The sequence below is a fragment of the Lentisphaera araneosa HTCC2155 genome (assembly GCF_000170755.1).
GTDB classification, from domain to species: Bacteria; Verrucomicrobiota; Lentisphaeria; order Lentisphaerales; family Lentisphaeraceae; genus Lentisphaera; species Lentisphaera araneosa.
Genome location: NZ_ABCK01000004.1, coordinates 319,832 through 342,512, shown reverse-complemented (window position 1 = coordinate 342,512; position 22,681 = coordinate 319,832). Strand labels below are relative to the sequence as shown.

Here is a 22,681-nt window from a genome sequence, read left to right as displayed (position 1 = left end):
ATTGATGCTGATCATTGCTTGAGGCCTGACTAGCTGTCACTCTAGGGAGCTCAGTAATGTCGAGCTCTTTTTGAACTTCAGCGGGGCGTTCAAGAGCCTGATCGGTGATCTGCGCAACTTCATCCAATAATTGATCAATTTTCTGAATGGCCGAGTTTTGATTAACGCTGCCTTCCTGAATCAATGCTTCGAATTCATTGACTTTATCAATTCTCTCTTGAATAAAGTCTTTTTCTTCACGAGTAAGATTCACTTGCTGTTGATTAGTCGACATAAGCAGAATTATATACTTCCAATCAGAAATTTACTTTTGCGCTTTCCGCAAAAGAGCTAAGGATCAAAAGAGCAAAAATAAGAACAAATTTCATTTGAGACCAATAAGTTGTTTTTGATTAAGAGTTTGCTCAGAAGCTTTTTGCTTGAGAGCTTTATCCATTTGTTTGAGAACTTTTGCATATTCCGGATCCTTGACGAGATTATTATACTGCTTGGGATCCTTGTCCATGTTGTAGAGCTCTACGTCTCTATCGCTTCCCCAGTGCGCATAAACCCATGAACCCTTGCGAATAGCACGGCCCATAAGTTTGCCGCGAGTCACAACTGTATAAGCTTCGTTTCTTACCTGAAGACTTGTGTCCTTGGTTACGGGAACGAGGCTTTTTCCCTGAAGTTTATGACTGGGTTGTGGAAGCTTACAAAGATCGAGGAGAGTGGGGTAAACATCAATAAGTTCAGCTAGGCTATCGCTTTGTTTACCAGCACCTGGATTGCCTGGGTAGATGATGCCGAAAGGCACGCGAGCACATTCTTCGAAGAGAGTCACTTTACCGTACATGAAGTGTTCACCGATTTGGAAGCCGTGATCACTCATGAAGACAATAACGGTGTTGTCCATTTGGCCACTTTCTTTTAAGGCATCCATGAGGACTTTGACTTGAGCATCCATAAAACTGATGCAGCCGAGGTAGGACTGGAGATAATATTTGCGGTTTTCGCGATCATTCACACCCAATTCCCCTCTGAAGGCCTGATAGCGTTTAACACCGGCCACTTTTGGTTTGTTGTCCCAGTCATTCTCAGGGACGTCATCGAAAATAAGTTTGTCTTTGGGGTAGAGGTCGAGGTACTTTTTAGGTGCGTAAAAGGGGGTGTGGGGCTTAACTATGCCACAAGCCATAAAGAAGGGCTTTTCTCCAGCTGAATTATTTTTAATCCATTGAGCGACGCGGCGGGCATTGCGTCCATCGCCGTGCTGATTATCGCGGAGTTCAGTCCCGTAGCCGAGAACCAGGTCGGCTTGATCTTTGACTTTATTTTTGTTGAAATAGGCTTTGAAATCACCGGGCTTGCCTTCTTTGATCCAGCGTTTTTTGAGGAGTAGGAGTTGAGGGTTTTCAGCATTACTAAATTTTTCATACTCATCTAGGCTGGTGCCTTTTTCCATCATGCCATAAGTACTGTGGAAGATCTTGCCGGCTGCACCGGTCCAGTATCCGTTATTGCGAAAGTGTTCGAGCATATTATCGGCACTGGGATTAACATCGCGAAGGTACTGAGTGTTGGTTATGACCAAGCTGGATTCAGGATAAAGGCCGGAAAGAAATGATGCACGTGAAGGACCGCAAACGGGGTATTGACAGTAAGCCTTGTTAAACTGTGTGCTCATGGCCATGAATTTATCAAGATTAGGAGTGATTGCCTGGGGATCACCGTAGGATTTGATGTAGTGGTTTAGGTCGTCGGAAACGATCATCAAAACATTAAGTTTTTTGTTTTGGGCTTTTATGGCCATTTTTTGTGGAGCAGTGACGAGTTTGATGTCGGCGATTTTTGCAGTCCCATTTCTCGTGGAGAAACTTATATGATGCTGCTTGAATTCTTTGGCGAAATTCACATCGTCAAGTTGAACGGAATAAGACTTCCAGGTCTTGCTACCACGGCAAGAGATCATATCAACAGTTCTTTTTCGCAAAGGAGATGCCAGCATGGCGTAGAGCTCTTCGTTTGTGGAATAATCAATCGAAATGAGAGTTTTTTCATCGTCGAAGTAATCAAAAGTGAGTATTAGATCAGAGCCCTTTGGGAAAGCATTGGCTTTTACATTGAGGGAGAAGCTTTTTGCCTGGTGGGCATTGTTACGCTCTTGTAAATTTTTAACTTTGCCCTGTATAGAGAAATTATCTGCATAGAGGCCTAGAGAGAAAAAAAGTGCTAGTAAAAGTTTTTGCATAGTTTACCTAGTTTAAAATTAAAGGACCCGGCAATCAAATAGTTAAATTAGGAGTCCACCCAAAAGCCGGGAAAATGTTTTCTTACCTAGTTTATATGATTAAGTCGACAGATATTACTCTCAGCCACCAAGAAAACTGATTGTTTTCATGCATACTACTCACAGGGTGAAGTGTTTTTAAAATGCTGTTTTCTTTGAATTATTTCTTATTTAAAATTTTGTTTTAAAGCTATATCTGAGTGAATATATGCCCCATATGAATAACTGAAATCTAAAATGCTTCCGTCAATATATGAGCCAAAACTTTTCCCATTGTAATAGTACCCTATTCCTGTACGAGTATTTAGCTGATTGGAGGAATAGATAATAGCTGCTGTTGTTTCATTGGCCTGGCCACCACCAGGCGTCATAAAGGGCTCAATTTTTCCTAGGCCAGTCAAATTATTGAGTTTTGCTTGAGTGTCATTCTGAAAATATCGATTCATTGAGTAGTCGCCTTCGCCTGCAGCATTGTGAATAGTTTCGTCACGATTTTCTCTGACTATCGGGCAATTTAATAAATTATCGTAATTGGATACCGCCATTTCGTCGGCCGCACTTGGGTCTAATGAAAATTTAGTACCAGTCATGTCTTCATAAATTAGACGTCTCCAATGAACGAAACCAGCAGCAATTGGGTAGGGATTATTGATGGGGTAACAAATAGTGCCATCGTAGTTATCAGCATACATTAAAACACCAGTATAGAGTTGTTTTAAATTATTTTTTGATACCACTGTTTTTGATGTCTTTCTAGCTTTTCCAAGACTTGGTAATAGAAGTGAAGCAAGGATACCAATGATAGCAATGACGACGAGTAATTCAATCAATGTGAAATGTTTGTTTTTCATTATTTATAACCCATAATTTAGCGTTAATTCACAGACAGATATCAAGTCGTATTACAAACCTTAATGGATAAGTTACTTTTTTTCAATAATTTTTACTGCAGGGGGTAAATGACTGAGCGCGTCTTCGTTAAATTGGCCAGGTCTAATGATGGCCACATTAATATCTCTTGTGGATTCATGGGGGTGTAAATCGTAAACAGGGGTAAAACGTACATCAACACTTTCGACTTCCATTCCCCTTATGTTGCTAAGGGAATTGATTCCTGTATGCTTGAGATCGAGATGATTGATTTTGAGGAATCGTAAAAAACACAGCCGTGATGACCAAGGATCTTCATTGTTAAGCCGAGTTAATTTTTCTCCTCTTAATAGGAGAGTCATTTTTTCTAAATTATAATCTATCTTATTGAGGTCCCAGTTCGGATTCCATGTTTTTATAATTTGTTTGACGACGTTATGGCTCATGGTAATGGGTTTTTCGACATCGTTGCGATAACACACGGCTCTTTCCATGAATTGCTGTTTAAATTCCACAAAGTTATCTGGTAGCTTATTGACGGAATGTAGTAAGTTTATAAAATCCATGCGATCTTTAAGTAAGCCATCAGGTCTTTTGGGCATTTTATTAAATTGTTGAGCTATGCGTATGAGCTCGTACGGGGCCTTAATCTCTTCCTTTAAGATCGATTCAAAATCCTGTCTGATCATGTAGATCATAAATATTTCTTTATGGAAATATTTTGCAGATTTCTGACGCTTATAAATTTCCAAGGCCTGCTGAGATGACTGGGCGGGGGAGCTGAAGAAAACAGGGTAGAGCATAAGGTTTTTTGCAATGCTTAATTCCCTTTCCTTAAGTTCAGTATTAAGCCTTTTCTCTTTGTGTACTGAATCCTGTAGTTCTCTGCCGGTCTTTTCCAGTTTTAAAACCGCTTCAGCGAGAGAAATGTTCTTGTCTTTGAGGTTCATGAGCAGGTAGGAGGAAATGCCAGTTATGAGGAAAAAAGCGATAATAATTGTCCAGCAGAGCTGGAGATTACGACGAAAGAGTAATTTAAGTTCTTTCAGAAAGCCGGCATCTTCAGCAGCAGTTGCGAAGCCTCCCATAAAATTACTGATTTCGTTTTGGAGTTCTTGCACTTTGCTATAACGTAGGTTTGCTTCTTGAGCCATGGCTTTTTTAATGACTGCAGAAATGCTTTGCGGAATTTTGTCTTCCGGAGTTTTGGAGTACAGGAATTTCAGTAAGGTTCCGAGACTGTAAATATCAGTGGCAGGTCCTAGTAAAGCACCAATGCTCACCTGTTCAGGAGCCATGAAACCCGGTGTGCCTCTTTTGCTTTTACATTTTAGATTTGGTTCAATTTTTTTACTAAGTCCCCAATCACTGATGAGAACTTCACCGTGTGAGCCGACCTGGATATTAGCTGGTTTTAGATCCAGATGAATGACCCCTTTGGAATGAGCATAGGAAATTGCATCACAAATTTTGAGGAAAATCTCCAAGTTTTTGGGTGAGTTTTGCTGCTGCTTTTTTATATAATCATTAAGAGTACTATTCTGCATTAACTCCATAGTGAAATAGGGTGTGTCTTCTTTTCGTATACCGAAATCCAGGATTTTAATGATGTTTGGGTGCTGAAAAGAAGCGGTTAGAAAAATTTCATTAATGAAACTTTCGGCTTCTCGTTCTGGGATGTCTTCTTGTAGTTCAGCAAGAGCGACCTCTCTATCAAGTTTTGTGTCATGAGCCGAGTAAATGTTTTTTTGACCACCTGATGCAATTAGAATTACATCTGTGTAACGTGAATCATCTCTTTTGGATAGGGGATTTTTTTCTGCCCAATCATCCTGATCATCGAAAAGAAAGGTGTCGAGTGAATCTGGGAATTCCTGACTCAAAGTTCTAGGTGCCTACGAATATTTTCCACTTCTTTCTTAAAGGCTTTTTTAACGCGGCTGCGAAGTACAAAGACACTATCTTTAGTCAGCTCGAGTTCATCGGCAATGGTATCGCTGTCTTTGCCCTCAAGGCTTAGGAAAAAGACCTGAATGGAGCTTTCTGAAAAGGATTCACGCAGTCGTTCAAAAGCAAGTTTTGTGAGGTAGCCCTTCCATTCACTCTCAATAATTTCTTCAAGGCCATCGGCTGAGGTCTTATTATCGAGCTCATGATAAGCGTTTTCGCGTTGCTTAGTAGCGTTGATTTTATTGTAATGCCTTGCAATGGCATTGCGAATAATGGTGCTTAACCAAGTTCGAAAGCCGGCTTTTTCTTTATTGTAGCTGGGGATGGACTTCCATATCTGTAAAAGGATAACTTGAGATATATCGTCCTTGGCACTGTAGTCAACTCTATGTTTGTTGAGAACCATGCCAATGAAGGGCTCATAAAATCTTACGAACTCTTCCCAAGTTTCAATATCCTCGGGTTCGGTTTTGGCTCTTTCAATTAGAGTGAGCTTAGTTTTCCATTGATCAGTCATTCAGAACTTTAGCAGTTGGAGTTAAAAAGAGAAAATGAAATTTATAAACTTCCAGCAAATTAATATACTGTGCTATTCAAACTTGAATTTTTCCACCACAGCTCATTAAGTTTTCTAAAATGACTTTATATATGACGGAAAATTGCATATAAAAGGATCAATTATGATTAGTTAGCTCAAGAAATTTCAAATAAATGCCCTATTAAGTGATCCCGCAATATCAAATATTGCTAAATCTAAGGGCTTAAATTTAATTAGTGGCCCCATGTTGGGTGATATACAAGATGATGCTGTGAGCCTATGGTTCCTACGCCGATTACAATGTGGGGAGAGTCCTTAAAGCTCTGGAAGAATCACCCTATACAAAAAATACTATTGTCATCCTTTGGAGTGACCATGGCTGGCACCTGGGAGAAAAAGAGCACTGGCGCAAAATGTCCCTTTGGGAGCAGGGAACCAGAGTCCCTTTCATCATTAAAATGCCTGGGATGAAAGAAGCAAAACTTATCAATGATCCAGTGAGTTTACAAGACATCTACCCAAGCCTTGTTGATCTCTGTAACTTAGATTTATCTCAAGAATTAGATGGTAATAGTATAAGTCCTCTGCTGAAGGAGAAAGATGTCGCATGGGATAAACCTGTTCTGATCAGTTTCGGCCCGGGGAATTTTGCTGTGAGACAGAATCAATGGAAACTCATTCGCTATGCCGATGGTTCCGAAGAATTTTATGATATTAGCAAAGATCCAAAAGAATATACCAACTTAGCCAACAACCCGGAATTTGAGACGCAAATGGAAAAGCTCAGAAGTTCAATTCCCAAGACCTGGAAATATATCATATGTCCCCGAACCAAACCCTTCGAAGATACCTTGGCTAAACCAAAAAATTAATAAAAAAATACGCTAGTTTTAAAGAAAGGTACTAAACTCTTCAAATATAGAATGGTGACTTTATCTAATCGACCCTGAATGATCTATTTTTCTGGGTCTACTAATGAGTAAGCTCAAGAAAAGAGACTTCAATAATTGTGATCCATTAATCACTTCAACAGAAATGCTGACAATGTGGAAAATGCTTCAGGAATAGGTTTACAGAACGCATTGGCACAGCTGGTTTTTTAGTACGTTCTCTTAACTCATCAATGCGAAATTAGCAAAAACTTGTAAGCTTAATTTGAAAAAGAATTGAAAGTGAAAGTATTAATTTTCGATAAGTTTTAGGTTTTAAGCAAGATTATTTTCTTTGTATGATTTTTACGGCTGGTGGTAAATGATTGATGGATTCTTCGGGGAATTGACCTGGGTTTATAATCACAGTGGAAATATCTCTTGTTGCCTTGTGTGGGTGTAGATTTTGAACCTGAGTTTCTCTTATATCCAGGGTTTGTAAGTCCAGGCCATTGAGATGTCTCATTACTGCAATATTACTTTCTCTTAAATCCAATTTTTTAAACTTAAGAAAGCGTAGGAAGCTGTAGTGAGAAGAGTAAGGGGAGTTGTCTGAAAGTACACTCAGTTCATGGCCTCTAAGAGTTAGACTGGAGTTATGGATGCTGTAGAATAAATTATTCGTATCCCAGTCGGGGTTCCAGGTCTTTATCAGTTGTTTAATGATAAGGGGGCTCATGATGATGGGCTTTACAACATCATCACTATAGTAAACAGCCCTCTCCATATATGCCTTTTTTAAATTTGAAAAGGGTTTATTTGGCAAGTTATTCATCGTTTGAAGAAGCTCTACAAAATCCTTGAGTTCCTTTAAGACGCCATCAGCACTCTTAGGCTTTTGGGCGAATTTTTCTATAATTTCCATAAGCTCTTCAGGCGCTTTTAGCTCAAGCTCAAGGATTTTATCAAAATCCTGTCTTATTAACAAGATTATTAAGAGTTTTTTATTGAAGGTTTGGGTATTTTCCTGTCTTAGATAAATATCGAGTGCTTTTTGTGAAGAGCTTGCCGGTGAGCTAAAATAAAGTGGGTACTGCATTAAATTTTCAGCCACCTTGAGCTCACGATTCACTAATTCCGTATTCAACTGCTTTTCCAGAATAACCGATTTACTGAGTTTGCGACCGGTAATTTCCAGCTCTTCAATTGACTGAGCAAGATTTACATTTTTATCTTTAAGGTTAAGTAAAAAGTAAGCCGTTAAGCAAGTGATTAAGATAAGAGATGTAAATATGGTTATGCAGAGTTGGCTATTGCGACGAATGAGCAATTGCAGTTCTTTTATGAAACCGGCCTGCTGTGCATTGGTAGAATAACCCGCAATAAAATTGCTAATTTCATGTTTTAGGTCTTCAACTTTTTGGTATCGCTCTTCGGGGTCCTGAGCCATTGCTTTTTTAATTACCGCATGAATTCCCTGTGGGATTTCGTTTTCAGGAACTTTAGAGAATAGAAAGCTTAGAATTGCTCCTAAACTGTAGATGTCAGTAGCAGAACTTAATTCAGCCCCACTAGCTGTTTGTTCAGGGGCCATAAATCCCGGAGTGCCCTGACTTTTGCTATTTTTTAAGCCTGATCCTAGTTTTTTACTCAGTCCCCAATCACTAATTAGGACTTCACCAAAGGCTCCGATTTGAATATTATCGGGTTTTAAATCCAAGTGAATAACGCCCTTGGAATGAGCGTAGGCTATGGCATCGCAAATCTTTAGAAAGATTTCTAAATTTTGAGTAGCGGGAGTTTCATTCTTTTTTATATGATTTCTTAAATTACTATTGAGCATAAGCTCCATAGTAAAAAAGAGTGTATCCTCTTTGCGGATGCCAAAATCGAGAATTTTAATAATGTTTGGGTGTTGAAAAGACGCCGTTAAAAAAATCTCTTCAATAAAGCTCTCTGTTTCCTGGTCAGGAAGGTCGCTCTTTAGTTCAGCTAAAGCTACAGTTCGATGAAGTTTTGTGTCAAAAGCTGAAGAGATGTTTTTCTGCCCGCCTGAGGCAATATGCTTAATATAAGTGTAGCGGGCTTCCTGTTCTTCTTTTTTAGGAAGTTGATTCTCCTCTTCCCAGGGGTCATCTAGGTCATTCAGTAGACCCATGAGAGATTGTTTGGAGCCCTCTTTCACAGCTCGATATGCCGACGAATATTTTCGACTTCTTTTTTAAAGGCTGTTTTTACTTTGCTTCTCAATACAAAGACTGATTCTTTATTGAGCTCGAGTTTTTTAGCAATATCTTCTGTGTTATATCCTTCCAGACTCATTGTAAAGACTTTCATTGAGTTTTCGGAGAATTTTTTCTCCAGCCTTTCAAAGGCTAAATTGGTTAGATGCTCCTGCCATTCGCTTTCAATGCTTTCCTCGAGCTTAGTTTTATTGTTCGTGTCGAGCTTATCATATTCAAATTCTCTTTGGCGATCCTTGTTTGCTTTGTTTATATAGGTGACTATTTCATTGCGAATTAAAGTACTAAGCCAAGTTCTAAAGCGCGCTTTTTCCTTGGTGTAAGATGAAATAAACTTCCAAATTTTAAGCAGAATGATTTGGCATAAATCATCACGATTACTGATGTTTATTTTGTGTTTGTTGAGAAGCATAATGATGAAGGGTTCATAAAACTTAATAAACTCATCCCAGGTATCTATATCCTCGGGTTCAGCTTTAGCTCTTTCTATAAGAGTTAGTTTTGTTTTCCATTGATCATTCATGTAGGAATTTAACCTTTAGGGCTTTTAAATAAAACTTAGAATCATATAAATATTTTTTTATAATGACTTTATCGTAAAAAATGCTCTTATTTTATAATGCTAATAGATAAATTTCATGAAATTATTTAAGTAATCGACTGCTTTTTGCTTCGCGAATGGTATTGAATTCTTTCTCCAACTCCATGGCAATTTCGGGGTACTGCTTATATATGTTATTTGTCTCTAAAGGGTCTTTACTTAGATCAAACAACATTTTGTTGCCGCGTGTGTTTCCTTTCTTTTTACCATTCTCGGGAAAGTAATTATCTATCAGTTTCCATTTTCCTTTTCGAAAAGCCTGACGGCCAAGAGCATCGCGGTGAACAAGGGAAGGACGTACTTCAGATTCTGGGGAACCGATGAGCAGGTGAGCAAAACTAAAGCTATCCGGTGCAATTTGTGGAGCTTGGGGGAGTTGCCCAGTAATAATTTCTGAAAATGTACTAAAGAAATCAGCCGTTGTTACCAAGTGGTCTGATTCTTGTCCTTTTTTAACTTTTTTTGGCCAATGAATGATAAAGGGAACTTTAAGACCGCCTTCATATATTTGGTGTTTGTCACCACGAGTTTTGCCATTGTAATGAAAACCCATATCATAAGCCTGATACTCGGGCCAGTCTTTGTTGCTGGCAGGGATATCTCCGCCATTATCACTGGTGAAAATAAAGAGGGTATTTTCCATGAGACCTTCTTGTTCTAAAGCCTGGATAAATTGACCTACTGAATAATCTAAATCTTGGATGAAGTCGCCATATAAACCGGAGCCACTTTTACCTTTCATTCTTTTGGAAGGGGTGATAGGGTGGTGGACTGCAGCGGCTGCGTAATACATAAAAAAGGGCTTGGACTTATCTTTTTTGATCCAATCTAAAGCTTTCTGTGTCGTGTAGTCCATGACTTCTTCGCAAACTCTTTGCGGTGCATCGTAACCCTTGTAGGACTGACCACCATAAAAACTCGCTCCCCAGGCTTCAATTTTGTCTGAGCGCAGACCGTAGATACGATCATTTTCGATGTAGACTTTATGGAGGTCATCCAGGTTGTTGGGTACGCCAAAGTGATAATCAAAGCCCACGTCATTGGGCCCAGGGTAAATTTTCCCGAGTAGGTTATCAAACTTTTTATCAGTGTAACCTAAATGCCATTTGCCGACCGCTGCCGTTCTATAGCCTTGAGATTGAAGCATTTTACCCATGGTGATTGTTTCAGTCGAAATGATGAGGGGATCGTTATTATTAACCACACCTTTTTTGAGTCGTGTTTTCCAGGAATACTGACCTGTAAGCATTGTGTAACGGGTAGGGCTACAAACGGAGGCTGTGGTGAAAGCATTGGTGAATTTAATGCCGTTTTCTGTTAGTTTATTGAGGTTAGGAGTCTGTACAAATTTTTCATCGGCACCCAAAGCATTTATACTTGCGAGCCCAAAGTCATCGGCCACATAGAGAACAATATTGGGTTTTTCATTGGCCTGAAGGCCGAATAAGCCAGTGAGTAAAAATAGTCCTGTAAGAAAAGATTTGTGCAACATAAATGAGTTTCCTAAGTAATAATTTTACTTATGATACTAAGTCAAAAGGGAAAGCTTAATGCATTCATGAAAAAAAATGATTTAATTTGAGAATAACTGATCACGTTTATCACTCCTAGAGGAAACGGGGAACTGGGTAACTGGGGGATAGACTACTTATCCATGTCGCCGGAGGCGGCAAACGTGATTAGCTCCGGGGTTTAGCCCGGAGGAATGGATATAAAAATCCCTCGGTCGTCGAAGACGGCCAATATGTATGTGGGCTCATTTTAGTCTTTTTTAAAAGTTACTATCATTGATCATACAAGTGAAAAAATGAGTGTAATTATGTGGACACAAAATACTAATACCTAGTATTGATGAGATTTTTAATAAATATCTGCCTTAACTTATTAAGCTTTAGCAAAGGCTTCAGTATAGGTATGTTAAAACAAATTATTTAACACTATCTTTTCAGAACTAGTAGATATGCGCTACTTACGGAACGTTACCACTGGAGAAAGAGTAGTAGCTTGTCCGAATCAAAGGAGAAAAAATGAAAGTAAGAACAAGAACGCCCCTTAAACCAAGTAGATTTATTTTTAGTTTACTTTTGATTCTTCTTAGCGTGACATACTGCATGGCGGCTAGTGCCGACGGTGTGGAAATTCATTTTCCCAGTTCTAAGGACCCCAAGGTTACCTGTACCTTAACGGGATTGACGGGGTATAATTCAGCTGATGCCCAGAAGGCCATCAACAAGGGGAAATTTGGCGACTACTTGAAAGGTCTTAGCTCTGCAAAGCTTGGAGGAAAAAGAAACTACGGGGTTGGCGATTCTAATGTTGACGCCAACGAAGCTCTTGTATTGACGGTGACTGAGGTGAACATAGGCGAAGATGAGGCTCTGTTGTTTACAGGAGCCGCGACCCAGGGTTATGACGATGAAGATTCTTCGGATTTTATCTGTTATGACGTCAGTGATAATGAAGTCCTGCATTCTGAATTTGATCGAAAAGGGAAGAAAAATAAATGGTTTCGTTCCGCTCAGTTTCTTGAAAAAGGTGATGTCATTATCCTAGCTGCTGGCGCATCGGGCAAACCTCAATGGAGGTTTATGAAAGCTTATGCAAAAGTAACAGTGAAGAAGACTCCCGGGGGTAAATGGCGGGTGATTCCGGAAGATCCACGTTTTCCGACGGATGATGTTATAGTGGCGTTTTGCGATGTAAGCGATGCCAGATATAAACTACCTGCTAATACAGAGAAACAAGATTGCACAGCAGCGATTCAGGCTGCACTGGACGATGCTAGCGCTGCAGGAGGTGGAACCGTGTTCCTGCCCGAGGGGAAATATCGTGTTGAGGGAACCTTAAACTTTTATCCAAATGTGTTCCTCAGGGGACGATGGCGTAAAATAACAGCAGAGAATAACTTTGCAGGATCGCTTATTATTGTGCATAATAAAAGTGATCAGCCCACCATTCAACTCAAAGGGGGTGGATGTGGTCTCGGTGATTTATCATTTTGGCGTCCGGACCAGAAAGTAACCAAGGATACAGCATCAGAGCATCCGTTTATCATATCGAGTGCAGCTTCGCCTGTCACCCTTGAAAATATTAATTTAATTAACCCCTATAAGGGGATCGATCTATCACGATCCGGGACCTGCTGTATTCGCGGTCTTTACGGCTCTCCGCTAAATGTGGGCTTAACCGCAGACAGGAGTTTCGCTGTTTCGCGTTATGACTCAATTCATTTTTCACCAGATTATTGGACATGGTCCGGTCTGCCTGGGAGCCCCGGCAAAGATGGGGCACATCGCAGTTATATGAAAAATCATGGGACGGCTGTGAACATTAAGGAGATGGATGGGTTTTATTTTGGTTTCTCTAAAATATCAGGCTTCAAAAAAGGACTTCATTTTGAGAAAGGTGCTTCAGGGGATGATGCCAGTGGAGAGATATGTTATGTATCAGTTACAGATTGTTATGATGCTTTGTATGTTGATGATTCTAAGGGTTTTCTGATTGTAGGATCTACTTTTGAAGGCTCTAATTACGGCATATGGGGAAAAGACAATACCAAATACGAGCTCCTTTCTTGCACGCTTAAAGGGGGTAATAAAGCTATCTCAATTAAAAATGGCGCTGCAAAACTGTTGAATTGCAAGGTCTTAGGTGAAAAAAATATTACCGGTAGACGAACGTCTTTCAGTGAACACACTTATGCCGATAAAATACCGGTGTTTAATAATAAATACGATCGGGTGCGTAAGCCGGCAAAGACGACACTATTTAATGTGAAAGATTACGGTGCAAAAGGGAATCGTTCTTCAGATGACACGAAAGCTTTCCAGGCCGCTATTGCAGCAGCTAAAAAGAACCTTGGCGGTATTGTTTTAGTCCCGGGTGGTGAATACCGGGTAAGCGATAACCTGGATCTTGGTAAGGGGATTGAATTGCGGGGTAATTCCGGTGGGCGCTATATAACCAACGGCAAACCGGGCCAGCAGCTGGGCTCCCTTATTTTTATTGAAGTAGCTGAAGGCGATGAAAATGACACAGCATTTGTTACGATGGGTGATGGCAGTGGATTGCGCGGGATCGGGTTTTTCTATCCCAAGCAGGATTTTAAGAAATTCAAGAAATATCCATTTATGATACGAGCAAATGGGAAAAAGAACTATATCATTGACTGCTCAGGCGCTAACCCATACCTGGGAGCAGAACTCAATGGTGATGATCACCTGGTTGAATACAGTTTTTTGGGCGGGATGAGAAAGACATATCAGGCAAATAATTGCTCTGGAGGTCGGATACAAAATGTTCATATCAAGCCGGATTTCTGGCGTGGCGTCTGGTTGCCCGGCTGCCCGAAATCATCTGATCTGGAGCAGTTTAAATGGGAGGTTAATAAAATTTATGAAACCATCACGCTGAAAAATTGCGATAATTATTCACTCCTGAGTATTTTTAATCATTCATCTGGTACTTTTGCCACCATTGATAACTCCAGCGGACAGACCTTGATGATTGGCGGTGAGCAGCAAGTGCATGGGTATACATTTAAAAATGGCGCAAAGAGCTTTGATCTTATTGCTTCCAAGTGCAATATAAATGTCATTGGAGATAGAAAAGGGAGCTCTGGCATAAAGCTGCTTCCGAGCTTTAAAGGGCAGGTGCGATTATTGGCTTGTGAAACCATGGGGACTTCTGACGAAACCTGGCATGTCGATGGCGGTCATCTCTTTACGCAGCTTTCCTTCATAACCGGCCCCTGCGCTCGTGCTGCTGCCAATATTTTCTGCGGGCCTAAGGGCAAAATAACTATGCAGTCAAGCGGGGCAAGATCCCATTTTACCGCCTTTGAGAACAAAGGTCGTGTTTCAATGAAGGACTGTTTATTTTCGTTTGGTTTTTTGAACTCTGCCGCAGATGCCTACCGCACTGATAACAAGTTTGAAACTGTTTTTGCTCTTGCCGACCTTAATCAGAAAGATCCTAAAATGTACGGTCTTGAAATGGATATGAAGAATATCAAAAAGGAGGAAGCCATGAGTATTGTGGGAGGCAAAAACCCTAAAGACGGGCGCCGCATTGTTTCAGTGCGAAGCACCGATGGCTCATACCGTTTGAAGGTAACGGACCCGGATTTTAAAGCGGGGCTTAAGAAAGATCTCTCTATTGTGATGGAGTTTTACCTTGATACTGACTGCACGCTCAAAACGTACTACCGTACAAAAAGTGGCATAAAAGCCGGAAAGCCGAAGAAGTTTGTCCATGCTAAAAGCCCCAAATGGACGCGGCATACTATAAAGATCAATGACGCTCACTTCGGTTCAAAAGAAGACATTCGAATTGAATTCGACGGGAAAGTTCCACTTTTGGCGATGGTCGCCATTGTGAGTTCAGAACAGTAATCTTTTAGCAAATAAAGCACATGTACTTATAGCACTTTTTTCGTCTTTATTTTTTAGATACTACACAGTGGGGTGTAAAAACTCATCCTCAAAAAAACAAGCCAACAAATGAAATGAGTGCACGAAGTGGCATAATGCTTATCAAAAATGATCCCGTCTGCTCTTATTTTATCCATATCGCCGATGGTGGCAAATGTTATTAACTCAGGGGTTTAGCTCGGAGGAATGGATATATCCCCTCGGTCATCGAAGACGGCCAATACCTCCTCCAGTACGCCCTCTGCGAGGACGGATATATAGGCGTGTTATATCTCGGGGTTCACTGCGTCCACCCCAAGTTAATGACGTTTATCCCTCTCAGAGGGATACTGTGACCTGAAATTGTCTCCAAGTTACATTGCTTTTCGAGGGATTGATTTAGTCAGTTTATGTCGCCGAAGGCGGCAAACGTGATTAGCTCCGGGGTTTAGCCTGGAGGAATGGATATAAAACCCCCTCGGTCATCGAAGACGGCCAATACCTCCTCCAGTACGCCCTCTGCGAGGACGGAGCTGAGTTTGTAGATCACTCTCTGGCTTCACTGCTTTCGCCCCAAGTTGATCACGTATATCCCTCTTCGAGAGAATAATATTACTCTCTAACCCGAATATTGACTCTAAGTTTCCGATTTCTTTGATTTCTCGATTAGAGCCTTTATCCGATCTACGAACTGTTGGTCCCCTTCGATTGTGATCTTGAGAGAGGAGAATTCCTCAGAGAATTTTAATCGAACCTCTTGAATTCCGTTTTCAAAGGTGGCCTTAATGGTTTTTACCTCATTGAAGGAGGAACTGGATCGACTCAATGAGGTCATATTCTTGCCTAGTTCTTTTTCTAGAACGGAAAATTCGGTTTCCCGAAAGGCCGGATAAGTTTTTGTTTCAGCGATCAGTTCAAAACGGTTCAATGACAAGCTGACGCCGGTGATTTCATGAACTTTGGCGATCACCTTTTCGACAAAATCTTTTGTTCCCTTTATGTAGAAGTTGACCATTTCCGGAGTCTCTTCCGAAATAAAGACTGCCGAATTGCTTCCCGAGCCGGACACCTTGACCGTTTCTTTATCATTGACTTTTAAGTAGCTCCTACTTGCTCTGCTGTCTCCGACTGGGATCTTCTCCTTGATTTTTTCCATGTCTCCAGGAGACACGCTGACAACACCCTTTGCTGCATCTATTTTGATTATTCCATCCACGGGATTGGGATCACGGGAGCAGGACGTTCCAAAAGCGATTACTAAAGTCACCATGCAAGCAATGAAGTTTACAACTTTTACTGGTTTGTATTGTTTTATCATGAGGTTTGTTTTTATCTCCTATTTAGTCTTATCTTGAACTTAAAATTTAAGCTCTTTCATGACTCTCCTTCAGCCATTTTAATGTTTAACTTTTTCTACGACCTCTTTCAAGTAGACAAAGGTTGCTTTCTTGGGGTTGAAGCGATAAATCTTGTGGTGCCAAACTTCCGATCCCCATGAAGTAAGAAGCCATAAATCCTTATACCCATCTTCATCTAAATCTTTCATTTTTAGATAGCTTCCGTTTGCAAGCACGCCGGAGTCGATATGCAGGTTATCGGTATCTTCCTCCAAGGGAATGGTTTGAATTACCCTATTTGGAGCTGGAGTGGAAATACCATCATATACAAAATGCGACTTCTTTTTTATTATTGTCATGCTTGAAGTGCATTCATTGACCCAATTGATCTGCACAAGATATTCGTCAAAGTTAATTTGAGTAAGATGCCGGATCTTATTGTCCGTAGTTTGAACGGATAAGGGATCATTTTTAGGGTCGATCTTTTCAACCGTTGTTTTCCATTCCCCTTTTCCGTAATCATTTTCATTATGCTTATATCGGTCAGCAAAGGTTTTTGTCTTGGGGTTGAAGCGATAAACATTGTGATCATGTACTCCCGTTCCCCAATTAGTATAAAGCCATAAATCCTTGTGCCCATCTTCGTCTAAATCTTTCATTTTTAGATAGCTTCCGCTTGCAACCACCTCAGAATCGATCCACAGGCTGTTATCTCCCAAGGGAATAGTTTGAATAACCCTATGAGACTTCTTGTCGATTATTGTCATACTCGAAGTAGTTGCCGGCACCACGCCATTCTGAACCCAATTGATCTGCACAAGATACTCATCAAAGCTAACTTGAGTAAGGTGTCGGTTCTCTTTATCCTTGGCCTGTGCGGTAGTAAAGAGGTTTAAGAGAATCATTAAGCCAAGAATTATTTTCATTGAATTTTGCCCTATATTGTTATTGTCGAAATCTGTCTTCTAAGAAGTTATTATACTGTAACTGTGAAACATACTATCTGTAATAAAGTGAAATCTTTGTGAATATTTGATGATTTAGATACTAGGTTTTTAACAAGTTTGAAAAAGATTATAGCGTCTTTGCTAGTATTGACTTCATTATTTGAAATCACCAAGAATCCTAATGCCCGTATCATGAGAAGAACCTTTTGATATTTAAAGGAAAAGGTTTTTGCCATCAATTTAAGAGGAAGGTATTTTTGTCTTTATTAAATTGAGAGTTATGCAAGGTAGGTTTATCCCAGGCCTGGGTAACAATACATAATTTGTTTCTTATTTAATTTCACTGTCAAATCACCGATGGTGTTTTTGAGTTTATTTACTTCGTTTTTTAAACGTTGCTCTGCCTTATTTACACCACCATGAGCAAAGATTTTTGAGCCCTCAGAAAGGAGTTTATCTCTCCACTTATAATATTGTACTTGCGAGATCTGGTGACGATTGCAGAGTTCAGTGACAGTGCAGTCGGCTCGTAACCCTTCCATTACAATTTTGAGCTTCTCCTCTGGTGTCCATTGGCGTCGTTTCATATAGCACTCCATGTCTTAATATTGTCTAGTTGAAAGCTTCTGTGTTTGAGTGCTGTAAGCACAATTAGAAGCTTTGAAGACTTAAATTATATTTTTTATTTCCGTTCATTTTCGGCATAAAATGTCTTTAACAATGGTATACTGAGACATTTACTAATCTTTAATGCCTTAAGCGCTGATTTTTTAATTAAACGATGAATGTATCGAGTTGTTATTTCTTAACTGGTTAATCGTGTTAAAAAATATCAATTTCTTCTTCGCCTGTAGCGGCATCCTTTTGTTCTTTACCAGGCTTATAACCACCTGATTTTTTGATAACAGATGATGGTAGGTAACGGTAATAAACCGTTAACATCAAAGCACATTTTGTGGTTGAGTATACTTGATTATCAATTAACTGATTACCACAATGGTTTAATTCAAGTCGGGTGGGACTCAACCAGTAGCCATCAGGATGTTGATTATCAATTAATATTTTTTGGAATTTTTTATTCCATTCATTCCATCCATCTCCTCCACGTTGAAACAAGACCTGAGTTGTGTAGTACCAAAAATAAAGTGCTATTACTCCCTTATTATCTTTCCACTCAAGATGCTGGATATCGTGCATGGCAATATAATCGCCTACTCGTTTCGCTTCTTTACAATTAGGTTCGCCAAGTAATTGCAGACATAAAACGCCTACGCCACGCATTGCTGGCGCGCGTATATTTCTTGAATTGGTACGGTAATAAAAACCTGTATCAGTGGCATGTTTTTTAAGATGTGAAATAGCTTTATTAATAGCCACCGGGAGATCTTGTAGATCACAACCAGCTGCTATTGCCGCCTTTAAGGCTTGAAAATTATATGAGGCAGTAGAAAGGTTTGAATGACCATTATTTGCATATGCGTAATAAAATCCACCATTAGGATTCTGTTTATCACAGATATATTGAATGGTACGATTCAGGGGATTAATCAAATCATAACTACCTGTCATAGCGTAGGCTTCGGCAATTGCATAAGCCACAAGGCCATGGGTATAAGCCGTTCCTTTTTCTGGGTTTTTATTATGAATCCCAATAGGAAGTTTACTTTGCTTACCCCATTCTGCTAATTTCATAATACCCTTGCGAACATGGGTGCCATAAGTTTTTGATTTAGGTGTATCTCCATGGGCAAGAAAACTTAACACGGCAAGTGCGGTCATGGATTCCTTATTCGCAGCGCCCCAAGTTCCATCCGGGTTTTGATTCTTTGCCAGCCAATTCAGCGCTTTCCTCAGTGACTGTTGCGCCACAGCTGAACCACCATATTTACGAATGGCATTGGCTTTGGCATTCGGTGATCGAGAAGAAAACATTTTTGCAGAAGTGAGAGGTGAATTTGAGGGCTTTACATCAGACATGAGTTCTACGTCATCCAAAATCTCAGCCGCTGGGGGTTCATCACTTACTTCTTCAACCTCCGTGGCAATATCTTCCGTCACATCGACGGTCTCGGTTACATCAGGATTTATAGTTTCCGACTCAGTTTCGAGTTCCGGCTCGGGCGGAGGCGGAGGCGGAGGCGGCGGTGGTGGCTCTTCAAGAACTTCTTCCATTTTCTGAGTAACTTCAACGTTGGCATTGCCAGCCTTGGTTTCGCCCTTAAAAAGCGAGGCTAGAAGAATTAAAATGATGTGTACGCAGGTGGAAATAATCGGTCCAATTAAAGTCTCCTTTAATTTTTGCTTGCGGTACTGTTCCTGAATTTCTTTTAATTCCTCCTGGGTCAAAGCTCCAAACTCTTCTTCTTGGCTCTCTAATCCGAAATCTTCTTGCTCTTCACTCATTGCTTATTCACGATTCTATAGTTGACGATGTAATGATGTACTGAACGAAACTGTTAAATTTAATGGATTTATGAAAAAAATATCTCAGTTTTTGATATGGCCTACAATGTCGCCGTAGGTGTGATTAACCCCGGGTAAGGGCAGGGTCCGTAACCCGGAGGAATGAATAAAAAAAATCCGGTCATTTAAGATGGTTTAATGTGTGTTTTCCACCAAGGTGCTGCCAGCCCTCGAAAGAGTGGCTATTAAATAATTTTTTCCAATCTGAATCATCACATAAGCCCTGTGTGATGAAGAGTAAAGAAATAAGAATTATCTGTTTAAGCACCTTTAAATCTCCGTTAATTTATTTGACTACTTCCAAAGCTCAGCTGCTTCGTAAGGGCCTTTTTGGTCTTTGACTTCCTGGCGGACTTTCTTCACCTGTTCTTTAGATACGGCGGTTTTTCCACCACCCCAGCCTTTGCGAAGGAAGGTCGTAATAGAAGCGATTTCGCTATCTCCTAATGAGTCGCCAAAAGGAGGCATGGGAGCTTCGAAGTGCTGAACTTTACCGTTAATTTTAATATCGCCTTTTAGGCCTTTGAGTATGACTTTAATTAAGGTCTCTGGATTACCTTTTACCCAATCAGAATGAAGAGTGGGAGCGATATTAGTTAGACCTTTACCCTCAGGACCATGACAGCCCATACAGAACATTTTGAATAAACCTTCGCCTGCTTTGATTCGATCTGGAACAGTGAAAGCAGTTTTAGCACTTACTCCTTTGGTTCTTGTGCGCAGTTCAGCTGTAAGCTTTTTCTGAGCTGGTTGAGGCGAAGCAAAGCCCGCTTTAGCCTTGTCTAAATGGAGGAGTGTGGCAAAGGTATTGACTTCGACCTTTCCGTCAGACGTTTGGAAGTTACCGTAAATGTGAGTCTGCATTGCAGGTAAGATATCTGGGATTTCTAAAAAGATGGATTTTCCATCAGCTAGAACTTGAGCGCTTGTCACTTTTAATTGATCATGACCCTCTGAATCAGGATTTTTAATAGAGTACTCAAGTGAGCCATAGCCCGGTGAGTATTCATAGTTCCATTGCTGGACAAAGTAGTTCTTGGCAATGGAGAGAGCTTCGCCTTTTAATTTTGAACTGAATTTGAGTTCTACGCCATTTGCATAGCCATGGACTTGTTCAAGCATGGGAAGATCTTTACCTGTGTAGCGAACCCGCTCAAGTGAGCCATCATCTAAGGCATAATTACCCCAACCCTGCATGCCAGTTAGGTAGAGCATGCCATCTTTAGGATTAATTTGACTGTGAGTTACACCTGCTCGGAATTCACCTGGTAGTGGAACGATGGCTCCCTGAGCTCTACCGTAATCCTTGTAATTATCATTGCGAAGAACTTGGAACCAACTACCGTAACCATAGCTTAGGCCAATATTTTTTTCACTCAAGGGGCCAAAGCGTTCTGATATAGGAAAGCTAAAACCACCGGTCGAGTTATCGATGCCACGTGGGAGGTAAGCTAGGGAAGGGGCGATCTTGTGCCCTTTTGTACCTAAACCTTTACCATCTTCAGTGCTTTTTGCTCCCATGCCGTAGTAATCGCCTTTATGAATTTCTAGAACAGAAGATGATGGAGTCCAAACACCTTCCTGGGGACCTACAAGGAAGAGGCCATCTTGACTAGCTCCAACTGCCATGGCGTTGCGCAGGCCACTAGCTAATATTTTACCAGGCTTCTTCCAAGGCTTTACATAAGCAGTGCCGCCATTGACTAGGTAAAATGTTTTATCCTTATCCACGTGAAAACCAAAGCTTGTGGTGTGGCCAGTAGGGGCATAGCCGAAGCTGAAATGATTTTGATAGTAATCGGCTTCATCATCAGCATTGAGGTCATTTAGGCGAATGATATTACCGCGTGTAACAACAAAAGGTGAGCCATCAATGATGCGCAGACCAAAGGGCTGATCCAAGCCGGTTGCAAAGCGTTTCCATGTCGCCTCCGTCATGCCATCTCCCAAACCGGAAACTTTCCAGACATCGCCCATAAGAGTAGAAATATAAGCAGTGCCATCTTTGTCAAAATCGATGCCGCTTAAAAGCATCATAGATCCCCAGGGGTTTTCAATGGGTACACCAATGCGGTCGATAACGTAAGCTTGGTCATCCTGTGCTAAAGTTACTTTTTCTTTAAAAACTTGAGGCCAGTTAGCTTTTCCACCCCTGGTCCATTTCGCCAAAGAGTCGATTTTTTGATCGGAAGTGATTGATGAAACGACTTGTTTCGCTTGTGCTGCAGGGCCTTCCCATAGATAAAGTTTAAGTGCCTTAGTCTTTGCTGTCCATTTACCATTTTTCATTGAAGGTTTGACAAAAGATCCTTTACCATTATCAAAAGCTTTTGCGGCGGCAACGATGACTTTTTCACCTTTCTTTGCAATAATAAAGTTCTTAACAGTTTTGACTTCCCAATCATTAAGTTTTTTGAGATCAAAAGGAGCTGAAATCTCTTGGCTGTTATCCGTTTCGATAGTTCGAATATAGCAAGAATTATCCATACGAGCTACATTCTCTAGGATGAGGGCATCAGCTACTTTGTACTGCATGACGACTTTTTTACCATAGATGTAATGGCCATGGTAAGGACCAATGTTTTGACCACCTATAGAGATCGCAGAGAACCAAGGGCTCAAATCAAGAACCTTGGCCTTTGCATCTGGACCAGCACCTTTGATGAGGCCCCAGCGAAGGGGGTCAAATTTTGGACGACCATCCCAAGCACTAAAATAAGCAGCAGTTTTTTTGTTAAAGGAAATCGTTTGGCCGCTATCCAAAAGAATATTTAGGTTATGTCCCAATTTCTTTTTTTTATTCACTGAATATGTAGCTGTCATTGCAGGGCCATAATCCATAACATCCCAACGATAATCTTTGTGGCCATTCATGCTGTATTTACCCCAGTGGCCAAATTCACCGGCATCTAGGTCTGGGTAGGCAGGTAGTAATGATTGATTGTCATTAGCTTTTAAATGATACTGTGCCTGACGTTTATAAAAATCGTAAACTCGGTGAGAGTTTGTTGTTTCGCCTGCAAATTTGTAGCCTTCTCTACCTTCAGAGGTTTTCATGTAAGGATATGAGGAACTGTCAGTTTTTTTGTTGCCACCCACAAACTTAGCGTTGGGGTCATCTGCAAAACTTGTTGAGGCAAGCATCATAATGAGCGTTGAACTTAAGAGTGATTTCATTGATAA

14 protein-coding genes and 1 pseudogene are annotated in these 22,681 nt (G+C 40.6%); 2 read left to right on the top strand and 13 right to left on the bottom strand.

The window, feature by feature from the left end:
* From LNTAR_RS05735 to LNTAR_RS05715, 5 genes are all read right to left on the bottom strand, one after another.
* The coding region (locus LNTAR_RS05735) for a hypothetical protein (RefSeq protein ID WP_007277706.1) at window positions 1–274 on the bottom strand (274 nt) is incomplete at its 3' end.
* A gap of 90 nt (window positions 275–364) precedes the next feature.
* A complete protein-coding gene (locus tag LNTAR_RS05730; RefSeq protein ID WP_007277705.1) occupies window positions 365–2,230 on the bottom strand; it encodes a sulfatase in 1,866 nt (621 codons plus the stop codon).
* A 206-nt stretch (window positions 2,231–2,436) separates the two neighbouring features.
* On the bottom strand, window positions 2,437–3,120 hold the full coding sequence (locus LNTAR_RS26535; RefSeq protein ID WP_007277704.1) for a type II secretion system protein: 684 nt from the start codon (window positions 3,118–3,120) through the stop codon (window positions 2,437–2,439).
* 72 nt (window positions 3,121–3,192) lie between these two features.
* A complete protein-coding gene (locus tag LNTAR_RS05720; protein WP_007277703.1) occupies window positions 3,193–5,022 on the bottom strand; it encodes a serine/threonine-protein kinase in 1,830 nt (609 codons plus the stop codon).
* Window positions 5,019–5,606: a sigma-70 family RNA polymerase sigma factor gene (locus LNTAR_RS05715; RefSeq protein ID WP_007277702.1), complete on the bottom strand. Its 588-nt coding sequence runs from the start codon at window positions 5,604–5,606 to the stop codon at window positions 5,019–5,021. The genes LNTAR_RS05720 and LNTAR_RS05715 overlap by 4 nt, the downstream gene beginning before the upstream one ends.
* Before the next feature lie 317 nt (window positions 5,607–5,923).
* Here LNTAR_RS05715 and LNTAR_RS28360 point away from each other — a divergent pair.
* Window positions 5,924–6,499 (top strand): annotated as a pseudogene (locus tag LNTAR_RS28360) (sulfatase/phosphatase domain-containing protein); the annotation flags it as partial.
* 343 nt (window positions 6,500–6,842) lie between these two features.
* Here LNTAR_RS28360 and LNTAR_RS05705 read toward each other — a convergent pair.
* The 3 genes from LNTAR_RS05705 to LNTAR_RS05695 form a co-directional block, all read right to left on the bottom strand.
* Window positions 6,843–8,654, bottom strand: a complete 1,812-nt coding sequence (locus LNTAR_RS05705) for a serine/threonine-protein kinase (protein WP_157473282.1) — start codon at window positions 8,652–8,654, stop codon at window positions 6,843–6,845.
* 23 nt (window positions 8,655–8,677) lie between these two features.
* Window positions 8,678–9,262 carry a sigma-70 family RNA polymerase sigma factor gene (locus LNTAR_RS05700; RefSeq protein WP_007277699.1) on the bottom strand — a complete coding sequence of 195 codons (585 nt, stop codon included), beginning with the start codon at window positions 9,260–9,262 and terminating at the stop codon, window positions 8,678–8,680.
* A 121-nt stretch (window positions 9,263–9,383) separates the two neighbouring features.
* Window positions 9,384–10,832 (bottom strand): sulfatase family protein, encoded by a 1,449-nt coding sequence (locus tag LNTAR_RS05695; protein ID WP_007277698.1) that lies wholly within the window; start codon window positions 10,830–10,832, stop codon window positions 9,384–9,386.
* 535 nt (window positions 10,833–11,367) lie between these two features.
* On the opposite strand from LNTAR_RS05695, the gene LNTAR_RS05690 reads away from it, so the two are divergent.
* Window positions 11,368–14,733 carry a glycosyl hydrolase family 28-related protein gene (locus tag LNTAR_RS05690; RefSeq protein ID WP_007277697.1) on the top strand — a complete coding sequence of 1,122 codons (3,366 nt, stop codon included), beginning with the start codon at window positions 11,368–11,370 and terminating at the stop codon, window positions 14,731–14,733.
* Between the two features lie 655 nt (window positions 14,734–15,388).
* On the opposite strand, the gene LNTAR_RS05685 is transcribed toward LNTAR_RS05690, so the two are convergent.
* The 5 genes from LNTAR_RS05685 to LNTAR_RS25210 all read right to left on the bottom strand — a co-directional run bounded on the left by LNTAR_RS05685 (window position 15,389) and on the right by LNTAR_RS25210 (window position 22,675).
* Complete coding sequence (locus tag LNTAR_RS05685) at window positions 15,389–16,069, bottom strand: hypothetical protein (protein WP_007277696.1); 681 nt, start codon at window positions 16,067–16,069, stop codon at window positions 15,389–15,391.
* Between the two features lie 78 nt (window positions 16,070–16,147).
* Window positions 16,148–17,014, bottom strand: a complete 867-nt coding sequence (locus LNTAR_RS05680) for a hypothetical protein (RefSeq protein ID WP_007277695.1) — start codon at window positions 17,012–17,014, stop codon at window positions 16,148–16,150.
* Between the two features lie 314 nt (window positions 17,015–17,328).
* Window positions 17,329–17,622, bottom strand: coding sequence for a transposase (locus LNTAR_RS25215; RefSeq protein WP_007277694.1), 294 nt, complete (start codon window positions 17,620–17,622; stop codon window positions 17,329–17,331).
* A 235-nt stretch (window positions 17,623–17,857) separates the two neighbouring features.
* Window positions 17,858–19,438 carry a prenyltransferase/squalene oxidase repeat-containing protein gene (locus tag LNTAR_RS05670; protein WP_007277693.1) on the bottom strand — a complete coding sequence of 527 codons (1,581 nt, stop codon included), beginning with the start codon at window positions 19,436–19,438 and terminating at the stop codon, window positions 17,858–17,860.
* A gap of 354 nt (window positions 19,439–19,792) precedes the next feature.
* Complete coding sequence (locus tag LNTAR_RS25210; RefSeq protein ID WP_007277691.1) at window positions 19,793–22,675, bottom strand: c-type cytochrome; 2,883 nt, start codon at window positions 22,673–22,675, stop codon at window positions 19,793–19,795.
* Window positions 22,676–22,681 lie beyond the last annotated feature (6 nt).

What these genes read in the sequence shown, in the direction of transcription:
- LNTAR_RS05680 (WP_007277695.1), bottom strand. Translation starts at nt 17,014, where the DNA reads ATGAAAATAATTCTTGGCTTAATGATTCTCTTAAACCTCTTTACTACC.
- LNTAR_RS05690 (WP_007277697.1), top strand. Translation starts at nt 11,368, where the DNA reads ATGAAAGTAAGAACAAGAACGCCCCTTAAACCAAGTAGATTTATTTTT.
- LNTAR_RS05700 (WP_007277699.1), bottom strand. Translation starts at nt 9,262, where the DNA reads ATGAATGATCAATGGAAAACAAAACTAACTCTTATAGAAAGAGCTAAA.
- LNTAR_RS05670 (WP_007277693.1), bottom strand. Translation starts at nt 19,438, where the DNA reads ATGAGTGAAGAGCAAGAAGATTTCGGATTAGAGAGCCAAGAAGAAGAG.
- LNTAR_RS05685 (WP_007277696.1), bottom strand. Translation starts at nt 16,069, where the DNA reads ATGATAAAACAATACAAACCAGTAAAAGTTGTAAACTTCATTGCTTGC.
- LNTAR_RS05705 (WP_157473282.1), bottom strand. Translation starts at nt 8,654, where the DNA reads ATGGGTCTACTGAATGACCTAGATGACCCCTGGGAAGAGGAGAATCAA.
- LNTAR_RS25210 (WP_007277691.1), bottom strand. Translation starts at nt 22,675, where the DNA reads ATGAAATCACTCTTAAGTTCAACGCTCATTATGATGCTTGCCTCAACA.
- LNTAR_RS05695 (WP_007277698.1), bottom strand. Translation starts at nt 10,832, where the DNA reads ATGTTGCACAAATCTTTTCTTACAGGACTATTTTTACTCACTGGCTTA.
- LNTAR_RS05715 (WP_007277702.1), bottom strand. Translation starts at nt 5,606, where the DNA reads ATGACTGATCAATGGAAAACTAAGCTCACTCTAATTGAAAGAGCCAAA.
- LNTAR_RS05730 (WP_007277705.1), bottom strand. Translation starts at nt 2,230, where the DNA reads ATGCAAAAACTTTTACTAGCACTTTTTTTCTCTCTAGGCCTCTATGCA.
- LNTAR_RS25215 (WP_007277694.1), bottom strand. Translation starts at nt 17,622, where the DNA reads ATGAAACGACGCCAATGGACACCAGAGGAGAAGCTCAAAATTGTAATG.
- LNTAR_RS26535 (WP_007277704.1), bottom strand. Translation starts at nt 3,120, where the DNA reads ATGAAAAACAAACATTTCACATTGATTGAATTACTCGTCGTCATTGCT.